20 protein-coding genes, 1 pseudogene and 1 CRISPR repeat array are annotated in these 26,103 nt (G+C 37.9%); all 21 genes and pseudogenes read left to right on the plus strand.

Features of this window, described 5'->3' with window-relative positions; translation table 11 throughout:
* Positions 1–113 precede the first annotated feature (113 nt).
* The 21 genes and pseudogenes from purC (at position 114) to nrdR (ending at position 26,102) form a co-directional block, all read left to right on the plus strand.
* Positions 114–830, plus strand: a complete 717-nt coding sequence (purC, locus tag AADV52_RS00725) for a phosphoribosylaminoimidazolesuccinocarboxamide synthase (protein ID WP_014918432.1) — start codon at positions 114–116, stop codon at positions 828–830.
* Complete coding sequence (gene purS / locus AADV52_RS00730; protein ID WP_014918433.1) at positions 831–1,085, plus strand: phosphoribosylformylglycinamidine synthase subunit PurS; 255 nt, start codon at positions 831–833, stop codon at positions 1,083–1,085.
* A complete protein-coding gene (gene purQ, locus AADV52_RS00735; RefSeq protein ID WP_014918434.1) occupies positions 1,082–1,753 on the plus strand; it encodes a phosphoribosylformylglycinamidine synthase subunit PurQ in 672 nt (223 codons plus the stop codon). Before purS ends, purQ begins: the two co-directional genes overlap by 4 nt.
* Positions 1,750–3,978: a phosphoribosylformylglycinamidine synthase subunit PurL gene (gene purL / locus AADV52_RS00740; protein ID WP_014918435.1), complete on the plus strand. Its 2,229-nt coding sequence runs from the start codon at positions 1,750–1,752 to the stop codon at positions 3,976–3,978. Before purQ ends, purL begins: the two co-directional genes overlap by 4 nt.
* Complete coding sequence (purF, locus tag AADV52_RS00745) at positions 3,954–5,405, plus strand: amidophosphoribosyltransferase (RefSeq protein WP_014918436.1); 1,452 nt, start codon at positions 3,954–3,956, stop codon at positions 5,403–5,405. The genes purL and purF overlap by 25 nt, the downstream gene beginning before the upstream one ends.
* Position 5,406: 1 nt before the next feature.
* The gene (gene purM / locus AADV52_RS00750; RefSeq protein ID WP_014918437.1) at positions 5,407–6,444 is read left to right on the plus strand and encodes a phosphoribosylformylglycinamidine cyclo-ligase; all 1,038 of its coding nucleotides are present in this window, start codon (positions 5,407–5,409) and stop codon (positions 6,442–6,444) included.
* Positions 6,445–6,453: 9 nt separating this feature from the next.
* Positions 6,454–7,050 carry a phosphoribosylglycinamide formyltransferase gene (gene purN, locus AADV52_RS00755; RefSeq protein ID WP_014918438.1) on the plus strand — a complete coding sequence of 199 codons (597 nt, stop codon included), beginning with the start codon at positions 6,454–6,456 and terminating at the stop codon, positions 7,048–7,050.
* 1 nt (position 7,051) lies between these two features.
* Positions 7,052–8,593: a bifunctional phosphoribosylaminoimidazolecarboxamide formyltransferase/IMP cyclohydrolase gene (gene purH / locus AADV52_RS00760; RefSeq protein WP_014918439.1), complete on the plus strand. Its 1,542-nt coding sequence runs from the start codon at positions 7,052–7,054 to the stop codon at positions 8,591–8,593.
* Between the two features lie 12 nt (positions 8,594–8,605).
* Positions 8,606–9,865, plus strand: a complete 1,260-nt coding sequence (gene purD, locus AADV52_RS00765; protein WP_014918440.1) for a phosphoribosylamine--glycine ligase — start codon at positions 8,606–8,608, stop codon at positions 9,863–9,865.
* A gap of 501 nt (positions 9,866–10,366) precedes the next feature.
* Complete coding sequence (locus AADV52_RS00770) at positions 10,367–12,901, plus strand: CRISPR-associated helicase/endonuclease Cas3 (protein ID WP_014563206.1); 2,535 nt, start codon at positions 10,367–10,369, stop codon at positions 12,899–12,901.
* Positions 12,902–12,915: 14 nt separating this feature from the next.
* The gene (gene cas5c / locus AADV52_RS00775) at positions 12,916–13,659 is read left to right on the plus strand and encodes a type I-C CRISPR-associated protein Cas5c (protein WP_012212136.1); all 744 of its coding nucleotides are present in this window, start codon (positions 12,916–12,918) and stop codon (positions 13,657–13,659) included.
* Complete coding sequence (cas8c, locus tag AADV52_RS00780) at positions 13,659–15,632, plus strand: type I-C CRISPR-associated protein Cas8c/Csd1 (RefSeq protein ID WP_012212135.1); 1,974 nt, start codon at positions 13,659–13,661, stop codon at positions 15,630–15,632. Before cas5c ends, cas8c begins: the two co-directional genes overlap by 1 nt.
* Before the next feature lie 2 nt (positions 15,633–15,634).
* A complete protein-coding gene (cas7c, locus tag AADV52_RS00785) occupies positions 15,635–16,486 on the plus strand; it encodes a type I-C CRISPR-associated protein Cas7/Csd2 (protein WP_012212134.1) in 852 nt (283 codons plus the stop codon).
* Positions 16,487–16,488: 2 nt separating this feature from the next.
* A complete protein-coding gene (gene cas4 / locus AADV52_RS00790) occupies positions 16,489–17,145 on the plus strand; it encodes a CRISPR-associated protein Cas4 (RefSeq protein WP_012212133.1) in 657 nt (218 codons plus the stop codon).
* Entirely contained in the window at positions 17,142–18,173 is a 1,032-nt protein-coding gene (gene cas1c / locus AADV52_RS00795) for a type I-C CRISPR-associated endonuclease Cas1c (RefSeq protein WP_014918441.1), read from the plus strand. The genes cas4 and cas1c overlap by 4 nt, the downstream gene beginning before the upstream one ends.
* 9 nt (positions 18,174–18,182) lie before the next feature.
* The gene (gene cas2, locus AADV52_RS00800; RefSeq protein WP_014563208.1) at positions 18,183–18,473 is read left to right on the plus strand and encodes a CRISPR-associated endonuclease Cas2; all 291 of its coding nucleotides are present in this window, start codon (positions 18,183–18,185) and stop codon (positions 18,471–18,473) included.
* Positions 18,474–18,634: 161 nt separating this feature from the next.
* Positions 18,635–20,866: a CRISPR direct-repeat array (repeat unit 32 nt; unit sequence GTCGCACTCCTTGTGAGTGCGTGGATTGAAAT).
* A gap of 124 nt (positions 20,867–20,990) precedes the next feature.
* Positions 20,991–21,326, plus strand: a pseudogene (locus tag AADV52_RS00805) (DUF202 domain-containing protein).
* Positions 21,327–21,530: 204 nt separating this feature from the next.
* Complete coding sequence (gene polA / locus AADV52_RS00810; protein WP_014918443.1) at positions 21,531–24,194, plus strand: DNA polymerase I; 2,664 nt, start codon at positions 21,531–21,533, stop codon at positions 24,192–24,194.
* A gap of 8 nt (positions 24,195–24,202) precedes the next feature.
* Entirely contained in the window at positions 24,203–25,033 is an 831-nt protein-coding gene (gene mutM / locus AADV52_RS00815; protein WP_014918444.1) for a DNA-formamidopyrimidine glycosylase, read from the plus strand.
* A complete protein-coding gene (coaE, locus tag AADV52_RS00820; protein WP_014918445.1) occupies positions 25,030–25,632 on the plus strand; it encodes a dephospho-CoA kinase in 603 nt (200 codons plus the stop codon). Before mutM ends, coaE begins: the two co-directional genes overlap by 4 nt.
* A gap of 2 nt (positions 25,633–25,634) precedes the next feature.
* Positions 25,635–26,102, plus strand: a complete 468-nt coding sequence (gene nrdR, locus AADV52_RS00825; protein ID WP_003627138.1) for a transcriptional regulator NrdR — start codon at positions 25,635–25,637, stop codon at positions 26,100–26,102.
* The last annotated feature ends 1 nt before the right edge of the window (position 26,103 follow it).

Genomic DNA, 26,103 nt, shown 5'->3' on the forward strand with positions numbered 1-26,103 from the left:
TCTATAATATATTGACATTATAAGCAATAGTTGATAATATTGTCAGCATAAAGTGAACAAATTAGTATTTGATCTTTAATAATATTCGTGTTTTTACCAAGGAGAAAAATAAAATGGCAAAGTTGTTGTATACCGGTAAAGTTAAGGAAATGTGGTCTACAGATGACCCAGAAGTTTTACGTGTGGTTTATACAGACCAGGCAACTGCCGGTAACGGCGAGAAGAAGGATGACTTTAAGAACAAAGCCTATTTAAACAACGAAATTTCAACTTTGATTTTTGAATACTTGTCCAAAAACGGAGTTCCAACTCATTTCATCAAGAAAATCTCAGACACTGAAGAATTAGTTAAAAAGTGCGACATGTTCCCACTTGAAGTTGTTACTAGAAATATTGCAGCTGGCCATTTCTCAAGTCGTTATGGCTTGGGCGAAGGTGAAAAATTCGATACGCCAGTCGAAGAACTTTTTTATAAGAGTGATGAGCTAGACGACCCAATCATGAACGAATCTGATGCGATTGCATTACATATTGCGACCGCTGAAGAGCAAAAGAAGATCTGGGAATTGTCTCGTCAAGTTAACAAGCTTTTGATTCCGCTTTTTGATAAGGCTGGAATGGAATTAGTCGATTTCAAACTTGAATTTGGTAAAGATGCAGATGGAAATATCATCCTTGCAGATGAATTTTCACCAGATAACTGCCGTCTTTGGGATAAAAAGACCAAGAAGCACATGGATAAAGATGTTTACCGTAGAGACATCGGTGATTTAACCACTGTTTATGAACAAGATTTAGCCCGCATCAAGCAAGCACTTAAGGAGATCTAAATGACTACTGTCCGTATTTACGTAACCTACAAGCCTTCAGTTTTTGATCCACAAGGAGCCGCAATCACCGATTCCGTTAATTCCCTTGGTCATGACGAAGTTAAGAAAATCGTTGTTGGTAAGTTCTTCGATGTAACGCTAGATGAAGATGACTTAGATAAGGTAAAGGCCGATGTTAAAGATATCGCCGAATCTTTACTGGTTAACTTCAATATGGAAACTTACAAGATTAAAGTTTTGGAGGAAAATGCATGAAAATTGCAGTAGTAGTTTTTCCAGGCTCTAATTGCGATATCGACATGTACGAAGCCTTTCACACTGTTTGCAAAGCAGATGTCGAATACGTTTCTTACAAAGAAAAAAGCTTAGATGGCTTTGATGCAGTTGTTTTACCAGGTGGCTTTTCTTACGGCGACTACTTAAGAACTGGTGCAATCGCTCGTTTTTCAAATATCATCCCAGCCGTTAAAAAGATGGCAGATGAAGGAAAATTAGTATTAGGTGTCTGCAATGGTTTCCAAATTTTAACAGAAATGGGACTTCTACCTGGAGCACTTAAGAAAAACGATAGTCTTCAATTCGTGTGCAAAACCGTAACGCTAGAAGTTGAAAATACACATACGCCATTTACTACTGAGTATGAAGATAAAGAACTTATCCGTATTCCTATTGCTCATGGCGACGGCAGCTATTACGCAGACGAAGATGTGCTTGAAGAATTAGAAAATAATCATCAAGTTGTCTTTAGATATCATGGTGAAAATCCTAACGGTAGTCTTCATGATATTGCTGGTATCTGTAACAAAGAAGGCAATGTCTTGGGCATGATGCCTCACCCTGAAAGAGCCGTTGAAGAAATTCTCGGCGGAACAGATGGATTGCCTTTATTTAAGTCACTTTTAAAAGCAGGAGTTCAAGCATGAAACAAGCGATGACACCAGAAGAAATCAAAGAAAAGAAACCTTACCTTGATTGGAGTTTATCAGAACGTGAATATGACTATATTTGCGATCATTTGCTTCATCGCTTGCCCAACTACACAGAAATCGGCTTGTTCTCCGCAATGTGGAGTGAACACTGTTCTTACAAAAAATCTAAGCCAGTTTTGAAGCTTTTCCCAACCAAGGGCAAGCGTGTTGTTCAAGGTCCAGGTGAAGGTGCTGGTGTAGTTGATATTGATGATGGTCAAGCAGTTGTATTTAAGGCTGAAAGTCACAACCACCCAACTACAGTTGAACCTTACCAAGGTGCAGCCACTGGTGTTGGCGGTATTTTAAGAGACGTTTTCAGTATGGGCGCTCGTCCAGTCGCAATTCTTGACTCACTTCACTTTGGTGAATTAAAAAATAACTCAACAATGCGCTACAAGATGGAAGAAACCATCAAAGGCGTCGGCGACTACGGCAATTGCATGGGAATTCCTAACTTAGGTGGCGAAACTACATTTGATCCTTGTTACAACGGCAACATTTTATTAAATGCGATGAATGTCGGCATTATGGATATCAAAGATATGGAGCATGGGGATGCTACAGGTGTTGGCAATGCGGTAATGTACGTCGGTGCTAAAACCGGGCGTGATGGTATTCACGGCGCTACCTTTGCTTCAGCCGACTTTTCTGAAGAACATGCGACCCAACGTTCAGCGGTTCAAGTTGGTGATCCATTTATGGAAAAATTGTTGATGGAAGCTTGCTTGGAGCTGATCTTGAATCATCGTGAATGGCTTGTTGGTATTCAAGACATGGGAGCAGCCGGCATCGTTTCTTCAAGTGCTGAAATGGCCACTGAAGGTAAATCCGGGATGGATCTCAATCTTAACTTGGTACCTCAGCGTGAACCTAACATGTCAGCTTACGAGATTATGCTTAGCGAATCGCAAGAAAGAATGCTCCTTTGTGTAAAGAAGGGCCATGAAGAGGACGTTAAAAAGATCTTCGATGAATTTAATCTTGACGCTGTAACTATTGGTCGCATTACTGATGATGGTAGATACGTGCTTCATCACGATGATCAAGTGGTATGTGATATTCCAGTGGTAACTTTAACTGAAAAAGTCCTTGAAGAAAAAAGTGCAGAAAAGAAACCACAAAGAATCATTGATGCTGAGCAAAGTGAAAATTGGCAACCAAATATTGAAAGTGCCGGTCAAACTTTAAAAGATCTTTTGAACCAGCCAACCATTGCTAACGATCAATTTGTAACGCAACAATATGATTCACAGGTTCGAACGGACACGATTGTAGGTCCTGGTTCAGATAGCGGAGTCTTGCGTGTGCGCCATACTAAGAAGGCAATTGCGATGACTACTGATACTAATGGACGCTTTGTCTATCTTGATCCAAAAGTTGGTGGTCAAAGAACTGTCCTTGAAAGTGCAACAAATATCGTGGCTAGTGGTGCCCAACCTTTAGCAATTACTGACTGTCTTAACTATGGTGACCCTAATGATCCAGAAATTTTCTGGGAATTGCATCAATCTTGTCAAGGGATTGCCGATGCATGTGAAATCTTAGAAACACCGGTTGTTTCAGGAAATGTCTCTCTTTATAACGAAAATAATGGCAAGGCAATTTATCCATCACCAATGATTGGGATGGTTGGTTTAATCAAGGATTATGATCACGTCATTCCAATGCACATGCAAAAAGCAGGCGACAAGATTTATCTAGTGGGTAAGACAGATGATGATTTTGCCGGCTCAGAATTGCAAAAGATGATCACTGGTGAAATTAGCGGATTGCCACATGCGCCAAACTTGCCAGAGATAAAGCAATACCTTTACAAATTGCAAGCATTAATGGCTAACGGCTTAGTCAAAAGTGCACACGATCTAAGCGAAGGTGGCTTAGGCGTTTCCTTAGCTGAAACACTTTTTGATACAGACTTTGGTGCAAAGGTAAAACTTGATTTTGATAAAAATCTGCTTTTCAGTGAGACTCCAGGTCGCTTGATCGTTTCAGTTGATCCTGCAAATGCGACAAAATTTGAACAAGAAATGGGCGATTCCGTTAGTGAAATTGGTCAAGTTACTGCTGATCAGCAATTGAACATTTCGCTGGCCAACGATCAAGTAAATGAAGATGTAGCTGAATTGCAAAAGATTTGGAAGGAGTGCATCCCTTGTTTAATGAAATCAAAAGCCTAAATGAGGAATGTGGCGTCTTCGGTGTTTTCGGCGCTCCTGATGCTAGTCAATTAACATATCTGGGTTTGCATAACCTGCAGCACCGCGGACAAGAAGGGGCCGGCATCGTCTCAAGCGATGGTGAGCATTTGTATCAACACCGCGATCGTGGCCTTTTATCCGATGCTTTTGCTGATCCGAATGATTTAAAAAAATTGGTCGGCGACAGTGCCATTGGTCACGTTCGCTACAGTACAACGGGGCGTAATTCGATTCAAAACGTACAACCATTTCTCTTTCATTTTCTAGACGGTGATGTTGCTTTAGCCCACAACGGCAATTTAGTTAATGCCGTGTCTTTACGAAACAAGCTCGAAAAACAAGGTGCGATTTTTCAATCCTCATCTGATACCGAAATCTTGATTCACTTGATTCGTAATCATATCAAAGATGGCTTTATTTCGGCTTTAAAGCAAAGCCTGAATGAAGTTCACGGTGGTTTTGCCTTCCTGCTTTTGCAAAAAGATCGCATGATTGCGGCACTTGATCCTAATGGGATTCGTCCCTTATGTATTGGTAAATTGGACAATGGCGCCTACGTTGTTTCTAGCGAAACTTGTTCACTTGACATCATCGGTGCCAAGTTCGTTCGTGATGTGCAGCCTGGTGAATTAATTATCATTGATCGAGATGGGATGAAAATTGATCATTTTACTAAAAATACGCATTTAGCAATCTGCTCAATGGAATACATCTATTTTGCTCGTCCTGATTCAATCATACATGGTGTGACTGTTCATAATGCTAGAAAAAGAATGGGGCGGCTGCTAGCTCGTGAGGCTCCAGCCGATGTTGACATGGTAATTGGCGTACCAAACTCATCTTTGTCAGCTGCTTCTGGTTACGCCGAAGAATTGGGGTTGCCTTATGAAATGGGTCTGGTTAAAAACCAATACGTTGCCAGAACCTTCATTCAGCCAACTCAAGCCTTGCGTGAAAAGAGTGTTAAGTTAAAACTGTCAGCTGTTCGTGGTGTCGTTGCTGGTAAAAAGATCGCGGTCATCGACGATTCGATCGTAAGGGGAACCACTTCTAAGCAAATTGTCAAAATGCTTAAAGATGCTGGTGCTAAAGAAGTACACCTTAGAATCGCTAGTCCTCCATTTAGATTTCCATGTTTTTACGGCATTGATATTTCAACTAGAGCCGAATTAATGGCAGCTCATTATTCAGTAGAAGAGATGCGGAAAATTATCGGTGCTGATAGCCTTGGCTTTTTAAGCGTTGATAGCTTGATCAAAGCAATCGATGTGCCTGATCGAGGAGACTCATCGGGTCTGACAGTTGCTTACTTTAATGGCAAATATCCAACAAAATTGGATGACTACGAAGCTGGCTATTTAGCTTCTCTCAATGCTCAAGAACGGCGACAAAGAAAGGATTTATAAAATGAATCGTTATAAAGAAGCAGGTGTTGACGTCACTGCTGGTTACGATTTAGTCAATCGAATTAAGCCGATGGTAGCTGCAACTAAGCGTAAAGGCGTGATGGGCGGCATTGGCAGTTTTGGCGGGATGTTCGACTTAGAAGAATTAGATTATAAGCATCCCGTTCTTGTTTCAGGCACGGATGGTGTAGGTACCAAATTAATGATTGCGCAAAAGATGCACCAAAACGACACGGTCGGCATCGATTGCGTGGCCATGTGCGTTAACGATGTGCTAGCCCAAGGCGCTGAACCTTTATTTTTCTTAGATTACATTGCATGCGGACATAACGATCCAAAGAAATTGGCTGACGTAGTTAAGGGCGTGGCTGAGGGATGCAAGCAAAGCGGCTCTGCCTTAATTGGTGGTGAAACCGCGGAAATGCCCGATATGTATGAACCCCACGAATATGATTTGGCTGGTTTTTCAACTGGGATTGCGGAAAAAGAGGACTTATTATCTAGTTCTTTAGCCAAAGCAGGCGATCATTTAATTGCTTTGCCATCGAGTGGCGTCCATTCTAATGGTTTCAGTTTAATTAGAAAAATTTTGTTCAAAGATCACGACGTTTCATTAAGCGACAAACCAGCAGAATTAGCGGGCAAAACCGTAGGCGAAACACTCCTTACGCCAACCAGAATCTATGTCAAAGCAGTTTTGCCACTAGTAAAAAAGCATTTAGTTCACGGCATTGCCCATATTACTGGTGGCGGCTTTATCGAAAACCTACCTCGAATTTATGGCAATGACTTGCAAGCAGTGGTTAATAAAGGTTCGTGGCCTGTTTTACCAATTTTTGATTATCTGAAAAAACTAGGCGATTTAGATGAACGAGATTGCTACAACACTTTCAATATGGGCGTTGGTTTAGTTTTAGCCGTTCCAGTAGAAAACGTTGCTGCAGTCAAAGAACAACTAAATCGCGAGAATGAAAAATTCTACGAAATTGGTCAATTAGTTGCACGCCCCGAAGGGGAAGAAAAGATCGTAATCAAATAGAGGAGAAAAATGAGAGTTGCTATTTTAGCTTCTGGGAATGGAACCAACTTTGAAGCTTTAACTAAAAAGTTTCAAGCTGGCGAAATTCCCGGAACCGAGGCTTTAATGTTTTGCAATCATCCAAATGCCCCGGTAGTGAAAAGAGCCGAGAGATTAGGCATCCCGCATGAAGCATTTTCCGTTAAAGAATGCGGCGGCAAGACGGCTTATGAAAAGCGCCTGCTAAAAGTTTTGCAGGATTATCAAATTGATTTCATTGTTTTATCCGGATATCTTAGGGTGGTTGGACCCACGATTTTAAACGAATATCCCAATGCAATTATCAACTTGCATCCCGCCTTATTGCCAAGTTATCCCGGCCTCAATTCAATCGAAAGAGCTTTTGAAGATTACAAGCAAGGTAAGATAAAAGAAACCGGCGTGACGGTGCATTTTATCGATGCCCATTTGGATCATGGGCCTATCATTGCTCAACAGGCTGTCCCAATTTATCCAGATGATACGGTTGAGACGCTTGAGGCAAGAGTCCATGAAACAGAACATCAACTATTTCCAGCTACGTTAAAAAAAGTATTAAGTCAAAGAATGGAAAAGGAAGAAAACTAAAATGAAACGTGCATTAATCAGTGTCAGCGATAAAACCAATTTGGTAGATTTTGCTAAAGGCTTAGTTAGAAATGGTTATGAGATTATTTCTACCGGTGGTACCAAGAAGACTTTAGACGAAGCTGGTATCAAGACAATCAGCGTTGAAGAAGTTACTAATTTCCCCGAAATCTTGGACGGTCGGGTAAAGACTTTGAACCCATATATTCACGGCGGACTTCTTGCTAAAAGAGACGATCCTGAACACATGGCAACTTTGAAAAAATTAAACATTCAGCCAATTGATCTAGTTTGCGTCAACCTTTATCCATTTAAACAAACGATCGAAAAGGCAGATGTTACTAGAGAAGAAGCAATCGAAAATATTGATATCGGTGGTCCAAGTTTATTGCGTGCAGCTTCAAAGAACTATCAAGATGTTACTGTTGTAACCGATAAAGCTGACTACGATTTAGTGTTGAAGGAAATCGAAGAAAAGGGCAACACCACGCTTGAAACGAGAGCAAAATTAGCAGCTAAGGTGTTTAGAGCAACTGCCGCTTATGATGCAATTATTGCAAATTACCTAACCAAGCAAGTTGGCCTTGAAGATCCTGAAAAGTTGACTTTGACTTATGATCTGAAGGAAAAGATGCGCTATGGTGAAAACTCACACCAAAAAGCCTGGCTTTACGAAGATGCGATTCCAAAGAGTTTCTCGATTTTGCAAGCACATCAATTGCATGGCAAGAAGCTTTCTTACAACAACATCAAGGATGCTGATGAAGCACTCCGCTGCATTCGTGAATTTCAAGATGAACCAACTGTTGTGGCAATGAAGCACATGAATCCATGTGGTATCGGCCGCGGCGACACGCTTGAAGAAGCATGGGACCGTGCATATGAAGCCGATTCAGTTTCAATTTTTGGTGGGGTAATCGCTTTAAACAGAAAAGTTGATTTAGCTACTGCCGAAAAGATGCACAAGATTTTCTTGGAAATCATTATTGCACCAGGCTTTGACGACGATGCACTTGCAGTTTTGGAAAAGAAAAAGAATGTCAGATTGCTTGAATTAGACTTTAGTAAGGAAAATGAGAAGACTCGTCCAGAAGTCGTTTCAGTCATGGGTGGTATTTTGCAACAAGAACAAGATACTTTGATTGAAAATACCGATGACTGGAAGGTTGTAACTAAGGCTGAGCCTACTGCAGCCCAACTCAAGACTATGATGTTTGCATTAAAGGCAGTAAAACATACCAAGTCTAATGCGATTGTGGTTGCAAACGATGAAAGAACTCTTGGCGTAGGTGCTGGTCAACCTAACAGAATTGATTCGGCTAAGATTGCGATCAACCATGCTGGGGATGCCATTGATGACCGCGCAGTCCTTGCGTCAGACGCCTTCTTCCCATTCAATGATTGTGTGGAATATGCGGCTAAACATGGCATTAAGGCGATCGTTCAACCTGGTGGCTCCATTCGCGACAAAGACTCAATCGAGATGGCAGACAAGTACGGCGTTGCAATGGTATTTACAGGTTACCGTCACTTTAGACACTAATTGGTGAAAACGATGAAAGATGATTTAGTTTTACTAGTTGTTGGTTCGGGTGGACGCGAGTTTGCCGTGGCGAAGAAGCTGCAGGAGAGCCCACATGTTAAGACTGTGTATTGTGCACCGGGCAATGTGGGGATGCAAACAATTGGCGTTGAAACTGTACCAATTGAAGAAACTGATCTTGATGGTCTGCTGGATTTTGCCAAAAGTAAGCATGTTGATTGGACATTTGTTGGACCAGAAAATGTCCTTTGTGCTGGCATTACCGATAAATTTGAAAAGGCAGGACAAAAGATTTTTGGTCCTAACCAAAGAGCAGCCCAACTAGAAGGTTCAAAGGATTACGCTCTGCGTTTTATGAACAAATATGATGTTCCAACTGCTCGCCATGAAACTTTCACCAGCGCTGAAACCTGTATTGCCGGGTTAAAGGACTTTGATTTTCCAGTAGTTATCAAGGAAGATGGCTTGGCTGGTGGCAAGGGCGTAACCATTGCTAAGAATCAAGACGTCGCTGAAGAAACGATCAGAGAAATGTTTGCTGGTGGTCAAACTGCTGTTGTGCTTGAAGAATGCTTGGTTGGTCCTGAATATTCCATGTTTGTGGTTGTTTCGGAAGACCAATTTACCATTTTGCCAATGGCGCAAGACCATAAGCGAGTTGGCGATGGCGACAAGGGGCCAAACACCGGCGGCATGGGATCATATTCTCCTTTGCCACAGCTGAAAAAAGAAGATCGGCAAAAAATGATTGACGAGATCGTGAAGCCCACGATGAATGGTTTAGTTCAAGGTAATTATCATTACTGCGGCGTTTTGTACATTGGCTTAATGTTAACTGAGGATGGTCCGAAGGTCATTGAATATAATGTCCGCTTGGGCGATCCTGAAACGCAAGTTGTCTTGCCTCGTGTTAAAAATGACTTTGCGGAACTGATTGACGCAGCAGTAAATCATGAAAAATTGCCTGAAATTGAAGAAAACGATCAGTCAGTGTTAGGCGTAGTTGTCTGCAGCAAAGGCTATCCAACGCATCCGGCTCCTAATGTGAAGATCGGCAAGTTGCCTGAAGGTACTAATACCTATATCGATTATGCCAACGTGAAAGGTGATTTGGATAATCTGACAGGTGATGGCGGCCGCCTGTTTATGGTGATTTCGGAAGCTGACAATTTGGTCCAGGCGCAAGATAATGTTTATTCATATTTGAGCAAGCTTGATCTGCCAGATTGCTTCTACCGCCATGATATTGGCAATCGTGCTTTGAGAGATTAGATATTTGAAGAAAGTCCCGGTTGGGGCTTTTTTGTTTTGGTAGGATTTGATATAATTAATACGAACACTTGGTCATGGCAATGGGATCGATAATATATTTTTCTCCACGTGAGTGGAGGTTCTAAGGATAAGTCGTCTAACGGGCAAGACAGGCTTATTAAAAATAAGTTTAATTCCCATCATCCATATAATTTAAAGCAGACGATTATATAGCGTCTGCTTTATTTGCTAAAAATTTTTTTGTACAATGCTTCATTAATTCAATTGACTTTTATATTTAGCAAATTTAATATGACAATGTATATTAAGTTAATTTAACTTAATTACGATTCGTATTTGTTAAAGATACGTGGATTGAAATTCTTTTTAACCTTGTACAAATTGAGTAAAGACACACATTTTTTATGTGTGTCTTTTGTTTTAGTATTGAAAATTAAATAGATCCAAATTATACTGGACACGGTTAGAAAGAGAAGAATTATTAAGAAAGAGATAAAATATATGGTGGGAAATTTTATTGGTCATACCAAAAAATTAAAAAATAATACCATAGAGACACAGTCTCTCAGAGATCATCTTTTGAATACTCAAAAGTATGCAGAAAAATATGCATCAGATTTATCACTTGAACATGTTGCTGGCTTGGCTGGAATTTTACATGATCTTGGTAAATATCAAAGTAAATTTCAAGAATATATCATTGAATCTACTAGAAAAGGTGATCAATCAAAAAAAGGTAGTATTGATCATTCCAGTTTTGGTGCAATTTTTTTAAGAGATTTTATTAGTGAAAATTTTTCTGAAAAAGAGAATTATTATGATTTTTTAGACTTTGGAGGTATTTTAGAAAATGCTATTTTTTCTCATCATAATTATTTAGGGTTAAAAGATTATATAAACCCTGACTTAATGAGTCCTTTTCTAAATAGAATAGAAAAATTTAAGGATGATGAAGAAAAGAAAAGACAATTAAAAAAATGTAAAGAGTTATTTTACAAGGATGTTATAACTGAAGAAAAATTCACTAAGTATTTTCAATTAGCATTCGATGAGTATGAGGCATTTATTTCAAAAATACGTAACAAAGTAACATTAAAAACAGAGCAAATTTTGAATGAAAATGCGAAAAATAATAAGCAAGTAATGTTGGAATTACAAGCTAAATACTTTCTTTCCGAATACGTATATTCATGTCTTCTAGATGCCGATAGAACAGACGCAACAGCATTTAAACTTTCAAAAAATCCTAACTTTTCAGATAATACTGAACTGTTTGAAAAATATTATTCAAAATTAGTTGGTAAATTACATAAATTAAATAAAAATGATAATAGTAAAATTAATCAATTGCGAGCTGAAATATCTGAAGAATGCGATCAAGCAGCTGAAAGGCCATCGGGAATATATACTTTGTCAGCTTCGACAGGTTCTGGTAAAACGCTTACCTCACTAAGATTTGGATTGAAACATGCCAAGCTTTATCATAAAAAACATATTATTTATGTACTTCCATACATAACCATCATTGAACAAAATTCTGAAGTTATAAGAAAGTTTTTGAATGATAATAAAGATGACTCACAAAATATTCTGGAATTTCATAGTAATGTTTCTCAAAAAGTTGCTGATAAGAGTGAAGAAACAACGAATGCCTTGGATCTTACTGAAGACAGCTGGGATTCACCGATAATTGTAACTACTATGGTTCAGTTCCTAGATTCTATTTTTGCCTCAGGGACAAAACATAGGAGAAGATTTCATAATCTTTGTGATTCGATTGTTATCTTTGATGAAGTTCAGAAAGTACCAATTAAGTGTCTTGATATGTTTAATGAGGCAGTTAATTTCTTAAAGAATTTTGGTAATACAAATGTATTACTTTGTACTGCGACACAGCCAGCTCTTGAGGAAGTTAAACAAAAGCTAGATTTAAATATAGATCATGAAATTATACCCAATTTAATTGAACATGAGCAGCAATTTAAACGGGTGGAGTTTATCGATAAAACACAAAATGATGATGGCATTGATCTAGTATTAAATTCGATTCAAGCTGCTGAGTTAATTTTTAAAAAGTCACAGAACTTCAAATCGATATTAGGTATTTTTAATACGATTGATGTTACTAAAAAAATATATTCAAATTTAAAAAACAAATTTGATAGTATCAGTGATCAAATTAAGCTTGAATATTTGAGTACTAATATGTGTCCTGCCGATAGAAAAGAAAGAATTAAAAACGTTCTTAATTTAGTTAAGGAAGGCAAGCGAGTAATTTGTATTTCAACTCCACTAATCGAAGCCGGTGTTGATGCTAGTTTTGAATGTGTATTTAGATCACTTTCTGGTTTGGATTCACTTGTTCAAGCTGCAGGACGATGTAATAGAAATAATGAATTGAAACTCGGAAAAGTTTATTTACTCAATATGGATCCTTCTGAGGAACATATTGCTAAACTTAATGAAGTCAAAACAGGTAAAGATCAAGTGCTTGAATTACTTAGTGAGGGTATAAAAGCCGATGATTTTCTAAATGCAAATGTGATTAAAAAGTATTTTGAAATGTTTTACTCAAAGCTTGCAAGCACAATGTCATATCCAACTAATGGCATTAATCTAGAAAATTATATTGATGGTATTAAGAATGTACATGAACTTGCATATCAGAGTAAAAGAAAAGATGCCTCCAAGTTTGAAAAACTCACGCAATTTTCAGGCAGTGAAACAATAGCGAAATACTTTCAAGTTATTAAAAATAATACTAAATCAGTTCTAGCACCGTATGGTGATAAAGGGGAAAAATTAATAGCTGATTTAAACGGAAATCAAGATATCAATAGCTTAATTATGCTAGTTAAAGATGCACAGCCTTACATTGTTAATTTATACGATAACAAATTCAATCAACTATTTGAAGAAGGTGATATATACACATTATGTCAAGTAGGAAACGAAGTGATCTATGCTTTTAGACCATATGCATACAACAAATTGGTCTTAGGAGATAGAAAACAAATTGAGAAAAGTATTTTTTAGAAAGGAAGGACAGAATGCTGAATGAAATAATTAAGTCCCCAAGTTTTTCATATAAAGTCTTTGGTGATTGGGCTTTATTCACTGATCCCATTATGAGATTGGGTGGAGAGAAATTTACATATTCAATTCCAACGTATCAAGCTTTAAAAGGTATAGCGGAAAGCGTATATTGGAAACCAACCATCGTTATTCATATTGATAAAGTTAGAGTAATGAAACCAATTTTAGTTGAGGCAAAGGACATGAGACTCTTTAAATATAATAATAGTCGATCCTCTGACTTAGCCCGATATACTTATTTAAAAGATGTTGAATATCAGGTTTTAGCTCATTTTGAATTTAATATGAATCGTCTAGATTTAGCTAAGGATAGAAATATAAAGAAACACTTGGCAATAATGAAGCGCTGTATTAAACGTGGCGGTCGTAGAGATGTTTTTTTGGGCACTAGAGAGTGTCAGGGATATGTTGAACCATGCAAATTTGGAGAAGGAGAAGGCTACTACGATAATTCTGATGACCGACTTTTTGGAACAATGTTTCATGGCTTTGATTATCCAGATGAAACTGGTAATTCTATGTTAAAAGCAAGATTGTGGAATGTTGTTATGAAAAAGGGTGTAGTTGATTTTATCAGACCAGAAGACTGTCCAGTTCATAAGCCATTGCATGAACTTCAAGTCAAAAAGTTTAAAAAAGGTGAAAACTTAGAATCTGTAGATCAATTATATAGCCAAATGTTAGAAGGTGATAGTTGATGAATTGGATATCTGATTTGGCCAAAGTATATGACGATAATGAATCTATTGCTGGAAAGGCAGAAACAGTTTCTGTTGGTAAAGAAAAAACGAAGACCGTTACTTTAGTTCCAATTTCGCATATTGCAGTTAATATTCCTATTCAAATTAATTTGGATAAAGATGGAGGATTTAAAGGCGCGGATGTCATCGATGAAAAGGATAATCAACGTACTATTATACCTGCAACTTTAAAGTCAGCATCTCGTTCCAGTGGCAGTGCACCAATGCCGATTGATGATACTTTGAAATACATAGCTAAGGACTATTATCCAGAGATTAGTAATAAGGATAAAGATTCACATTATTATTCTGATTACATTAATCAGTTAAAGGGCTTTGTTGAATATGTTAATAATAAAAATAGTTCAGATAGAGTAAGGCAACAAGTTAATGCGATTTACACGTATGTTAGCCAAAATGATATCTTTGCTGATTTATTGTTTAAAGCACATTTATTTGGTGATGAAATAAAACAAGTAAGTGCGATACCAATGAAGTGGACAGGTAAAGAAGAAAAACCGGCAGTGTATAAGGCTATTACTGGTGATTTAGACAGAAGTTTTGTTAGATTTAATGTGCGTGGATTAGGGCTGGATCGCAGCTTCGAAGATCCTGACTTATATGAAGCCTGGGGGAAATATTATTTAACTACCCTAAGAAATGATACTGGTGTAGATTATGTGGATTGTAATAATGATGCAATACTAACAGATAATCATCCAAAAGGAATAATTCCATCTGCAAGTAATGCTAAGCTAATCTCAGCAAATGATACAACAAATTATACTTTTAAGGGTCGGCTCTTAAATTCGGACGAAGTTGCTACAATTGGTTATTTAAATTCACAAAAGGCCCATCATGCTCTTAGATGGCTGATTGATAAGCAAGGATTCTCAATAGGTGGCCGCTATTATTTAGCATGGGGACGAAAACAGCAAAATTATATGATTGATAATCAAACTAGTCCTATGTTTAAGATTTTGACGTCGACATATAATACAGATCAAGCGGAATCTTATACAAATGAGAGATTGGCTAAAAGCTATTACAATAGCTTGGTTAAAGGCATTGAACTTAATGGAGATAATCTGGAAGATTTAGTTTATTTAATGCAGATTGATACGTCTACCCCGGGTAGAGCAGATATTGTATCTTATCAAGCATTAGATTTAAATCAATATATTCGTAAACTATCAAGTTGGTATGGAAAAATATCACTGTTTATTCAAAATAAAGCAGGTGAATTTGTAGATCCACCTTATAGTTTAAGAACAATTGCAAATATGATTCATGGATCGAAAGCTAATGACGATCTAAAGAAAAATACGATTTCTGAATTAATAAGTGTAATTTTAGGTTCACAAATAGTTCCAAGAGGCATAATTATGCCTCTATATAATAAAGCTATTCGACCTTTAAGTTTTAATCCTAAGGATCCTGAAGCTCGATTTATTGGATGGCAACCAATAGTACGACTTACAAGTAAGTTGCTAAAAATTTGGTATGAAAATGAAGGAATAAAAGCGATGCTAAATGATGAAATAAATGATAGATCCTACCTTTATGGCAGACTTCTTGCAGTTGCAGATGTTTTAGAGGGGGATGCGCTAAAAAATAAAGAGGTTGATAGACCAACAAATGCTCAAAGATACATGTCCGCATTTGCACAACGACCTGCTGATACTTGGAAAACCATTTATATGAATGCTCAACCTTACTTCAAGCAAAGTAAAGGAAATAGAAGAGGACAAATTTTAATTGATCATATTTTTGATAAGTTACAAATTAATGAGGAAAATATCAATCGATTAAATGATCCATTAGATGGAAAATTCTTAATTGGATATAGTCAACAAAAAGTAGATTGGTTTAGAAAAATAAGAGAATATTCGGAAAAAAAGCAAAAAGAGCAAGAAAAAGGAGATAAATAGTCATGGTTTTAAGTAATAAAATTGATTTTAAAGTTTATGTTGCTGTTCATGGTGCTAATCCAAATGGTGATCCATTAAATGGTAATCGTCCTCGCCAAACTAATGATGGTTTTGGTGAAATTTCTGATGTTGCAATTAAACGGAAGATTCGTAATCGTCTTCAAGATATGGGACATAAGATCTTTGTGCAATCTGCCGATAGAACTGACGATGGATTTAAGAGTTTGAAGGATCGTGCGGATAGTATTGATGCAATAAAGAAGGCTGCCAAAGCTAAAGATGCAGATAAGTACGCAGAGGTTGCTTGCAAAAATTGGATGGATGTTAGAAGTTTTGGTCAAGTATTTGCATTTAAGGGAGATAAGCTTTCTGTTGGGGTACGTGGTCCAGTTTCGATTCAAACCGCTCGTTCAATTTCACCAATCTTTATTAATGAGATGCAAATTACTAAATCAGTGAACTCAACCACTGGCGATAAAAAATCATCTGATACTATGGGGATGAAATATAGCATTGACTTTGCAGTTTATGAATTTGGCGGGAGTATTAACGTACAATTGGCTGAGAAGACCGGCTTTTCTGATGATGATGCAGAATCAATTCATAAAGCTTTAGAGACATTATTTGAAAATGATGAATCATCAGCTCGTCCAGCAGGTAGTATGGAGGTTCTTAGAGTTTACTGGTGGAAGCACAATAGCAAGTTAGGACAACACTCTCCTGCAGAAATGAACCGTGCGGTTGAAATTAAGAATAATAATGAACCAAATGCACCTAGATCACTAGATGATATTGAGTTTATCGATAAAACTCCGGAAGATATGAAAGAAAATGAGCAAATTTATGAAGGTTAATTATGTCCTATGATGAAAAAGATTATTTGATGATCTCAGGTATTCAGCATTTTGTATTTTGCAAAAGGCAATGGGCGTTAGATCATATTGAAAATCAATGGGCAGATAATTATTTAACGGTTTCAGGTAATAGATTACATGAAAAAGCAGACGATCCTTATATTAGTGAAACTAGAGGAAGTAAATTTGTAGTTCGTGCAATGCCAATTCATTCTCAGGAATATGGATTAACTGGTATCTTTGATGTTGTCGAGTTTCAGAAGGATACTAAGGGTGTTCAAGTATTTGGTAAAAAGGAGAAATATCTGCCTATCCCTGTTGAATATAAGCATGGAAAATCTAAAATAGATGATTCTGATCGGTTACAGGTATTAGCAGAAGCAGTTTGTCTCGAAGAGATGCTATTTTGTCACTTAGATTATGGTTATTTATATTATGGAAGAACGCGTCATCGTGAAAAAGTAGAATTTTCTGAAGAATTGCGGACTGAACTTAAAAAGGTTATTAGCGAAATGCATTACTATTGGGAGAAAAAATATACTCCGAAAGTTAAAGTGACGAAAAAATGTAAGTCATGCTCACTTAGAGATATATGTTTGCCGGAATTATTAAAAAGAGAATCGGTAAGTAACTATATCAGTAGGAAGTTAAATCAATGAGACAATTATTGAATACATTATACATTAATACCCCAGATTCATATTTATCTTCTGATGGTAATAATGTAGTTGTTAAGATAAAAAATAATGCAGTCGGAAGATTGCCACTACAAAATTTTGAAGCAATTGTAACTTTTGGCTATTCTGGCGTTAGTCCCAGTTTAATGCAGAAGTGTCTTGAACAAGACATAAGCATTTCATTTCTTTCTAGGACAGGTCGTTTAAAAGGACGTGTGGTTGGTGAACCAACTGGAAATGTCTATTTAAGAAAAACGCAATTCTTTAATTCCGAAAATGATGCAGCTTCATTACTTATTGCGAAGAATATGATTATTGGTAAAGTGTATAACCATAGATGGATAATTGAGAGATTCATTCGTGATCATGGGATGCAGATTGATAGGGATAAATTTAAATCTATTTCTGAAAATTTGAAGAATGGTCTTAAAGATTTACAACAAGTTGATACTATTGATAGTTTAAGAAGACTAGAGGGTTCATTAGCCAATGGTTATTTTTCAGTTTTCGATGATATGATAATCAATCAAAAAGATGATTTCTTTTATCATGGGAGAAGTAGAAGGCCGCCACTTGATCGGCTAAATGCTCTATTATCATTTTCTTATTCGTTATTAGCTAATGAATGTGCAGATGCATTAACTACTAATGGGTTGGATCCTTATGAGGGCTTTATGCATGTAGACCGACCTGGTCGAAAATCTTTAGCGCTTGATCTTATGGAAGAACTACGTGGGGTTATTGCTGATAGATTTGTTCTTAGGTTAGTTAATAAAAAAGAAATTCATGCTTCTGATTTTGTTTGTAAAGCAGATGGTGCATATTTGTTAACAGATGATGCAAGAAAATCATTTTTAGCAAAATGGCAAGATAATAAAATATCTGAACTAGAACACCCTTTTTTGAAGGAAAAGATAGAATGGGGGCTTGTACCGTTTGCACAAGCTCAACTTCTGGCTAGGTATTTGCGAGGAGATCTTGACGAATACCCACCGTTTATGTGGAAGTAGGTATGCAGCATGATGGTAGTAGTTAGTTACGATATTAATACGGAAAGTAAATCTGGTCAGCGAAGGTTACGTCATGTAGCCAAAATATGCTTAGATTATGGACAACGAGTTCAAAATTCCGTTTTTGAATGTAAAGTTAATTCGATGCAATTAGAGTTGATGAAAGAAAGACTACTAGACGAAATCGATGATAGCCAAGATAGTTTGTATTTTTTTAATTTAGGGAAGAATTATAAAAATAGAATTAAGTCATATGGAATTAAAGAGGTTATAAATTTAGAATCGCCTGTAATATTTTGATATCGGTGCGAACTGTATGTGAACATGCTTTTAGTGAAGATTCGCACCAATTTTAAACAGGTGAAAAGTGATCTTTTGATAAAAAATATATTTTTATCAGGGTAAGTTAATTTGAAGCCCAATATTTAGAAATGAATTGAAATCATGATCTAAATATTGCGGTCGCACTCCTTGTGAGTGCGTGGATTGAAATAATGACTGATGAACAAAAGACAGCATTGAAGAATGTCGCACTCCTTGTGAGTGCGTGGATTGAAATTGTTCAGCTCTATCTTGATGTCAAAGATCCTAACGGGTCGCACTCCTTGTGAGTGCGTGGATTGAAATATTCTGTAAGGACTGAAACACAAACTCTAAAATATAGTCGCACTCCTTGTGAGTGCGTGGATTGAAATATCGTTATGCAGGTATTACTACTGCTACTAATACGTCGCACTCCTTGTGAGTGCGTGGATTGAAATTCAGGAGATACTGCCGTTGGCTTTGAAGATAAATAGTCGCACTCCTTGTGAGTGCGTGGATTGAAATAATTCATTACTGGCATTACTCCAGTCACTGCGCCAGTCGCACTCCTTGTGAGTGCGTGGATTGAAATGAAAGGAAATATATATGTCAGTCAAAGTTAATGGTGTCGCACTCCTTGTGAGTGCGTGGATTGAAATGATTTTGTTAGAAAATTAACCGATGATTTTTTACAGTCGCACTCCTTGTGAGTGCGTGGATTGAAATTACCCACCTAGCTTAGCACCTACATGGAATGACAGTCGCACTCCTTGTGAGTGCGTGGATTGAAATCATTGTAGTAAAAGTTGCAGGGTCTTGAGTAAGAACGTCGCACTCCTTGTGAGTGCGTGGATTGAAATAATTAAGTCTAATCATAGGGGCAATAATTGCTTAGTCGCACTCCTTGTGAGTGCGTGGATTGAAATTTTTTCGTCTTCTGCTCCTAGTGACTTAGTGAGCCGTCGCACTCCTTGTGAGTGCGTGGATTGAAATAAGTGAATCGACAGGTATTGCAGATGATGATTTAGTCGCACTCCTTGTGAGTGCGTGGATTGAAATAAGATGTGGAAGAGTGCAAGCACACACAGTCCCAAGTCGCACTCCTTGTGAGTGCGTGGATTGAAATTTAGAATACTTATGATCCTTAGATAGATGAACCGGTCGCACTCCTTGTGAGTGCGTGGATTGAAATCTCTGATCTGCTCAGCACGTTGCTCTTGCTTTGAAGTCGCACTCCTTGTGAGTGCGTGGATTGAAATGATTATTCGGAACAACAGATGATCCTAAATGCTCAGTCGCACTCCTTGTGAGTGCGTGGATTGAAATCTAAAGCATACTTAGTAGCATATGAACTGGCTGACGTCGCACTCCTTGTGAGTGCGTGGATTGAAATTACAAACACTTGCCAACTTATAATCCACAAATGCGTCGCACTCCTTGTGAGTGCGTGGATTGAAATAAAGGTGTGTGGATACCTGCTGAATATTGGTTAGGTCGCACTCCTTGTGAGTGCGTGGATTGAAATAGCATCAACGGCTCTAATTATGTCATTGCCGGTTTGTCGCACTCCTTGTGAGTGCGTGGATTGAAATACCTGATCAAACGTTAGGCAATAGATTAACCGAAGTCGCACTCCTTGTGAGTGCGTGGATTGAAATTTTACGAATGTCTTGCCAATTAGTATATTTACTTGTCGCACTCCTTGTGAGTGCGTGGATTGAAATAGAATCAAGACCACCTGTTAGCGTTTTACCACCGGTCGCACTCCTTGTGAGTGCGTGGATTGAAATAAAGAACATAGTTTGCAGAACTGTTTCCAAGTAAAGTCGCACTCCTTGTGAGTGCGTGGATTGAAATGGCTTTAGATGCGTCAAATGCCGCCTGTGGGCTATCGTCGCACTCCTTGTGAGTGCGTGGATTGAAATAGAAGATGGATACAATTTTTAGAAATTCCAGTCTGTCGCACTCCTTGTGAGTGCGTGGATTGAAATACACCATATGTGGTCAACGCTTTAATTGGATTACGGTCGCACTCCTTGTGAGTGCGTGGATTGAAATACTAACTGGAACATCCAAGTACTGTGCGGAAACCGTCGCACTCCTTGTGAGTGCGTGGATTGAAATATCGGCTAATTGCTTTTCAAGTGAATCAGCCTTTGGTCGCACTCCTTGTGAGTGCGTGGATTGAAATACTGAGACGCTAGACGCTATTAGATCACAGTCACGTCGCACTCCTTGTGAGTGCGTGGATTGAAATATCAAGCTTGCCAACGGGTCGATTTTATTCTGTGAGTCGCACTCCTTGTGAGTGCGTGGATTGAAATTTTTGAATAGATGGCATGTAAGTCTGATATAGTTGTCGCACTCCTCGTGAGTGCGTGGATTGAAATTTTAGGTCCATTGCACTCTTGCCAGTGAAGTCGTGTCGCACTCCTTGTGATGCACTTGTGGGTGTATTAGTCGGCTTCTTCAACCCAGGCTTGAAGTACTAATTATTAAGAGGAGATTATTCAGATGACAATCGAAGAGATGCAAAAAGGCTATCAAAATGAAGTTGCTTATCAAAAACATATGCTTCGCAATCTAGGCTATTGATTCCAACTCTTTTTAACAGTTAGTGCGATTGGTTTGGTTTTAATTTACTATTTCCATCAATCAACTATGTGGCTCTTTATAATCGGAATTATTCTGATGGTCGCCGGTGTTTTAGGAATGTTTGCTTTTGGCTATGCTTCTTGGCGCGGACGGCAGAATGTCACTCTGGTAATCGAAGACTATGAGAAAAAGATTGCAGAAATTAAAAAGTTAGATCAAAATGCTTCCGGAACGGAAAAGATCCGTTTCAAATGATTCTTATATGAATAAAACAATTTCCCCTTCTCTAGAAATTCATAAATCAATCAATTAACTATAAATAAAGATAAGAAGTCGAGATAATCATACTCGACTTCTTATTTTTTCTTTTCGATTAAACTTCCTATTAAAAGATTACCCTTGAAACTGGTAAAATAGATAAGTAAGTATAGAGAACAATTTTTATAAAAGGGGAATAAAATGGCAGATAAAAAATTACTTCTAATCGATGGTAACTCTGTAGCTTTCAGAGCCTTTTACGCTCTTTATCGTCAACTAGAATCTTTCAAGAGTCCGGATGGCCTGCACACTAATGCCATTTACGCTTTTAAGAACATGCTCGATGTCCTTTTAAAAGACGTTGATCCAACCCACGTATTGGTAGCTTTTGATGCAGGAAAAGTCACTTTTAGAACAAAAATGTATGGTGAATACAAAGGTGGACGTGCGAAAACTCCAGAAGAGTTGCTCGAACAAATGCCTTACATTCAAGAAATGCTGCATGACTTGGGTATTAAAACTTATGAATTGAAGAATTATGAAGCAGATGACATCATTGGTACTTTTGCTGCGAAGGGTGAAAAGGCCGGGTTCACAACCACGATCGTAACTGGTGACCGCGACTTGACCCAACTTGCGTCCGACAAGACGACTGTCGAAGTAACCAAGTCTGGTGTTTCTCAACTTGAAGCTTATACACCAGAACATATGAAGGAAGTTAACGGCGTCACTCCAACCGAATTCATCGACATGAAGGCCTTGATGGGTGATAACTCTGATAACTACCCAGGTGTTGAAGGCATCGGTCCTAAGACAGCTTCTAATTTAATTCAGGAATATGGTTCAGTAGAAAATCTTTACGATCATATTGATGAAATGAAAAAATCTAAGCGTAAGGAACGTTTAATTCGTGATAAAGACAAGGCCTTTTTAGCTAAAAAACTTGCCACGATTGATCGTGATTCACCAGTTACCATTGATATTGATGACGTAAAACGCGAGCCAGTTGATTATGAAAAGCTGTGGCAATTCTACGAAAAGATGAACTTCCGCAAGTTTTTGGCAGAACTTAATGCTTCAGGTGCCGGTCAAGATGGTGCCGAAGTTGAAAAAGTAGAATACACTGTTTTAAACGATGACAATGTTAAAGATGTTAAAGCCACTGAAAAAGACACTGTTGAATTTTATCTAGAAATGCTCGGCGCTAACTACCACTTAGCAGATTTTGTCGGCTTTAGCTTGAAGATCAACGACAAGATTTATGTTTCAAGAGACGTGGACTTGCTTGAAGAAGACAATATCAAGCACATCTTAGAAGATGAAAAGATCAAGAAGAACGTCTTTGACTTAAAGAGATCCATGGTTGGGGCCCATCGTTTAGGCATTCATACGCACGGCCTTGATTATGATATGCTTTTAGCCTCATATCTAGTTAATAATGAAAACAACTCTAATGATCTTGGTGAAATTGCCCATCTTTATGGGGATTATTCCGTTAAGACTGACCTTGAAGTCTACGGCAAAGGTAAGAGTGAACACATCCCTGATGACGATGATGAATTATTCAACCACTTAGCTTCCAAGGTCAACGCCATTGAATCACTCAAGAAGACTCTGCTTGAAAAGCTCAAAGACCACGAACAAGATGATTTGTTTGATACGATTGAAATTCCAACTGCTCGAGTACTGGCTAAGATGGAAATCAATGGTATGAAGGTCGAAGCAAGTACTTTAATCCAATTGCAAAATGAATTTGCCGTGAAGTTGCAGGATTTAGAGAAGAAAATCTATCAACAAGCTGGGGAAGAATTTAATCTAAACTCACCAAAACAATTAGGTCATATTTTGTTTGAAAAGTTAGGCTTGCCAGTTTTGAAGAAGACCAAGACAGGCTATTCAACTTCAGTTGAAGTGCTCGATCAATTGAAGACACAAAGCCCAATTGTTAAAGAAATTCTTGATTATCGTCAAATTGCTAAAATTCAATCAACTTATGTTAAGGGCTTGCTTGATGTAATCCAACCTGATGGTCGTGTTCATACGCGCTATTTACAAACCTTAACTGCAACTGGACGTTTATCTAGTGTTGATCCTAACTTGCAAAACATTCCAACTCGTACTGAGGAAGGCAAGCAGATTAGAAAAGCGTTTGTCCCAAGTGATCCTGATGGCTATATTTTCTCTTGTGACTACTCACAAGTTGAACTCCGTGTGCTCGCCCATGTTTCTGGTGATCAAAACATGCAAGAAGCCTTCAAGACCGGGTATGACATCCACTCACACACCGCGATGAAGATCTTCCACTTGGAGTCACCGGATGAGGTAACACCACTGATGCGTCGTCACGCCAAGGCAGTTAACTTCGGTATCGTCTACGGTATTTCCGATTATGGTTTGTCCAAGAATTTAGGTATTTCTAGGAAACGTGCGCAAGAATTTATCGATAATTATTTTGAACAATATCCTCAAATCAAGGATTACATGAATAAAGCAGTACAAGAAGCACGTGACAAGGGCTATGCGGAAACGATCATGCATCGCCGCAGATATTTGCCAGATATTCATGCTAAGAAATACACTGTCCGTGCTTTTGCGGAAAGAACCGCCATTAATTCTCCAATTCAAGGTTCAGCTGCCGATATTATCAAAATCGCTATGATCAATATGCAAAAGAAGTTAGATGAACTTCATTTGAAGACTAAAATGGTAGTGCAGGTACATGACGAATTGATTTTTGATGTACCAAAGGATGAACTGGAAACAATTAAAAAGATTGTACCTGAAGTAATGCAATCAGCTGTTAAGTTAGATGTGCCTTTGATTGCTGATTCTGGTTGGGGACACAATTGGTATGATGCAAAGTAGGTGATAAAATGCCTGAAATGCCGGAAGTTGAAACGGTTCGAAGAACTTTGATTCCTTTAATTAAAGGAAAAACTATTGAAAAAGTGATTTTGTGGTATCCCAAAATCGTAGCGACAGATCATGAAAAGTTTTTATCTGAATTACCTGGTAAAAAAATCATTGATATTGATCGTTATGCTAAGTATTTGCTTATTCGTTTGAGTGACAATTTGACGATTGTTTCTCATTTGCGAATGGAAGGGAAGTACCATCTAACCACATCTGATGCGCCTAAAGATAAACATGATCATGTTGAGTTTATTTTTACGGATGGAACAGCCTTACGGTATAATGACGTGCGCAAGTTTGGTCGGATGCAATTAATTTTAACTGGAACTGAAAGGCAAACTACAGGGATTGGCAAATTAGGTTATGAACCAAATAGTTCTGAATTTACATCAGAATATTTGGTAAATGGCTTAAAACGTAAGAAGAAAAATATCAAAAATACTTTGCTTGACCAGTCAGTAGTGGCCGGCCTTGGCAATATTTATGTTGACGAAGTCTTGTGGCGGACTAAGATCCATCCCTTGAGTCAGGCTAACAAAATCCCTGCTGAAAAAGTAATTGAATTGCATGATCAGATTAACCAAATTATTACCGAAGCGATTAAATTGCAAGGTACGACTGTCCATTCCTTTTTAAATGCAAATGGTCAAGTTGGCGGCTTTCAAAGTAAGTTGCAAGTCTATGGCCATGTAGGTGAACCTTGTTCGGTTTGCGGCACGAAGTTTGAAAAAATTAAGGTTAATGGTCGAGGTACCACTTTTTGCCCTCATTGTCAGGTGATTTATAAATGAGTTATGTATTAGCATTAACGGGTGGAATTGCTACTGGTAAAAGTACAGCTGATGACTTTTTTAGAAAGAAAAATATTCCAATTATTGATTGTGATCAAATTGCCCATGAATTAATGGAACCTGGCAACGCATCTTGGCAGGCAATAAAAGATCATTTCGGGATGGAGTACTTAAATTCCGATCAAACAATAAATCGTAAGAAGTTAGGGCAATTAGTTTTTAGCAACAAACAAGCACTATCTGAATTAAATCAGGTGACGCATCCCTTAATTTTCGATAAAACAGTAGCAAAGATAAAAGAATATCGAGATTTTGCTCTTGTTATTTTAGATGTACCAGTATATTTTGAAGCAGGATTAGACAAAAAACATGTAGCTAATGGCGTACTGGTAATTACGCTTCCTGAACAATTGCAGATTGAGCGGTTGAAAAAGCGCAATAATTTAACTGATCAGGAAGCAATTAATCGCATTAATAGTCAAATGCCGTTAGTTGAAAAAGAAAAAATGGCCGATTTTGTAGTTGCAAATACTGGTAAAATAAAAGAATTAGAAAATAAACTAGAACAGATATTAATTAAGATCAGGGAAGAGGAATAGCTATGGAATGTCCAAATTGTCATCAAAATGCCTCCCGCGTTATTGATTCACGTCCTAGTGATGAAAACCGTGCAATCAGACGACGCAGAGAGTGTGAAAATTGTGGCTTTCGTTTTACAACCTTTGAAAGAATTGAAACAGCACCTTTGCTCGTAATAAAAAATGATGGTACGCGTGAACCATTTAATCGCAAGAAAATTTTGCATGGCGTAATGGCTGCAGGTCAAAAGCGTCCAATCAGCAGTGATCAATTCGAGCAGTTAGTTGACCATGTTGAAAATAAAGTAAGAAAACAAGGCATTAGTGAAATTTCTTCTAAAAAGATTGGACAATACGTTATGGACGAATTAGCTGATCTTGATGATGTGGCTTATATTCGTTTTGCATCTATCTATCGTGAATTTAAAGACATGTCTAGCTTCATGAAGACAATGGAAGATATGATGGCTAAGAAAGGTAAGGGCAATTAGT

The sequence above is a fragment of the Lactobacillus helveticus genome (assembly GCF_046109915.1).
Taxonomy (GTDB): Bacteria; Bacillota; Bacilli; order Lactobacillales; family Lactobacillaceae; genus Lactobacillus; species Lactobacillus helveticus.

Bases quoted from the DNA above. Each gene is read 5' to 3' on its own strand.
- purC (WP_014918432.1), top strand. From the start codon at position 114: ATGGCAAAGTTGTTGTATACCGGTAAAGTTAAGGAAATGTGGTCTACA.
- purS (WP_014918433.1), top strand. From the start codon at position 831: ATGACTACTGTCCGTATTTACGTAACCTACAAGCCTTCAGTTTTTGAT.
- purQ (WP_014918434.1), top strand. From the start codon at position 1,082: ATGAAAATTGCAGTAGTAGTTTTTCCAGGCTCTAATTGCGATATCGAC.
- purL (WP_014918435.1), top strand. From the start codon at position 1,750: ATGAAACAAGCGATGACACCAGAAGAAATCAAAGAAAAGAAACCTTAC.
- purM (WP_014918437.1), top strand. From the start codon at position 5,407: ATGAATCGTTATAAAGAAGCAGGTGTTGACGTCACTGCTGGTTACGAT.
- purN (WP_014918438.1), top strand. From the start codon at position 6,454: ATGAGAGTTGCTATTTTAGCTTCTGGGAATGGAACCAACTTTGAAGCT.
- purH (WP_014918439.1), top strand. From the start codon at position 7,052: ATGAAACGTGCATTAATCAGTGTCAGCGATAAAACCAATTTGGTAGAT.
- purD (WP_014918440.1), top strand. From the start codon at position 8,606: ATGAAAGATGATTTAGTTTTACTAGTTGTTGGTTCGGGTGGACGCGAG.
- AADV52_RS00770 (WP_014563206.1), top strand. From the start codon at position 10,367: ATGGTGGGAAATTTTATTGGTCATACCAAAAAATTAAAAAATAATACC.
- cas5c (WP_012212136.1), top strand. From the start codon at position 12,916: ATGCTGAATGAAATAATTAAGTCCCCAAGTTTTTCATATAAAGTCTTT.
- cas8c (WP_012212135.1), top strand. From the start codon at position 13,659: ATGAATTGGATATCTGATTTGGCCAAAGTATATGACGATAATGAATCT.
- cas7c (WP_012212134.1), top strand. From the start codon at position 15,635: ATGGTTTTAAGTAATAAAATTGATTTTAAAGTTTATGTTGCTGTTCAT.
- cas4 (WP_012212133.1), top strand. From the start codon at position 16,489: ATGTCCTATGATGAAAAAGATTATTTGATGATCTCAGGTATTCAGCAT.
- cas1c (WP_014918441.1), top strand. From the start codon at position 17,142: ATGAGACAATTATTGAATACATTATACATTAATACCCCAGATTCATAT.
- cas2 (WP_014563208.1), top strand. From the start codon at position 18,183: ATGATGGTAGTAGTTAGTTACGATATTAATACGGAAAGTAAATCTGGT.
- polA (WP_014918443.1), top strand. From the start codon at position 21,531: ATGGCAGATAAAAAATTACTTCTAATCGATGGTAACTCTGTAGCTTTC.
- mutM (WP_014918444.1), top strand. From the start codon at position 24,203: ATGCCTGAAATGCCGGAAGTTGAAACGGTTCGAAGAACTTTGATTCCT.
- coaE (WP_014918445.1), top strand. From the start codon at position 25,030: ATGAGTTATGTATTAGCATTAACGGGTGGAATTGCTACTGGTAAAAGT.
- nrdR (WP_003627138.1), top strand. From the start codon at position 25,635: ATGGAATGTCCAAATTGTCATCAAAATGCCTCCCGCGTTATTGATTCA.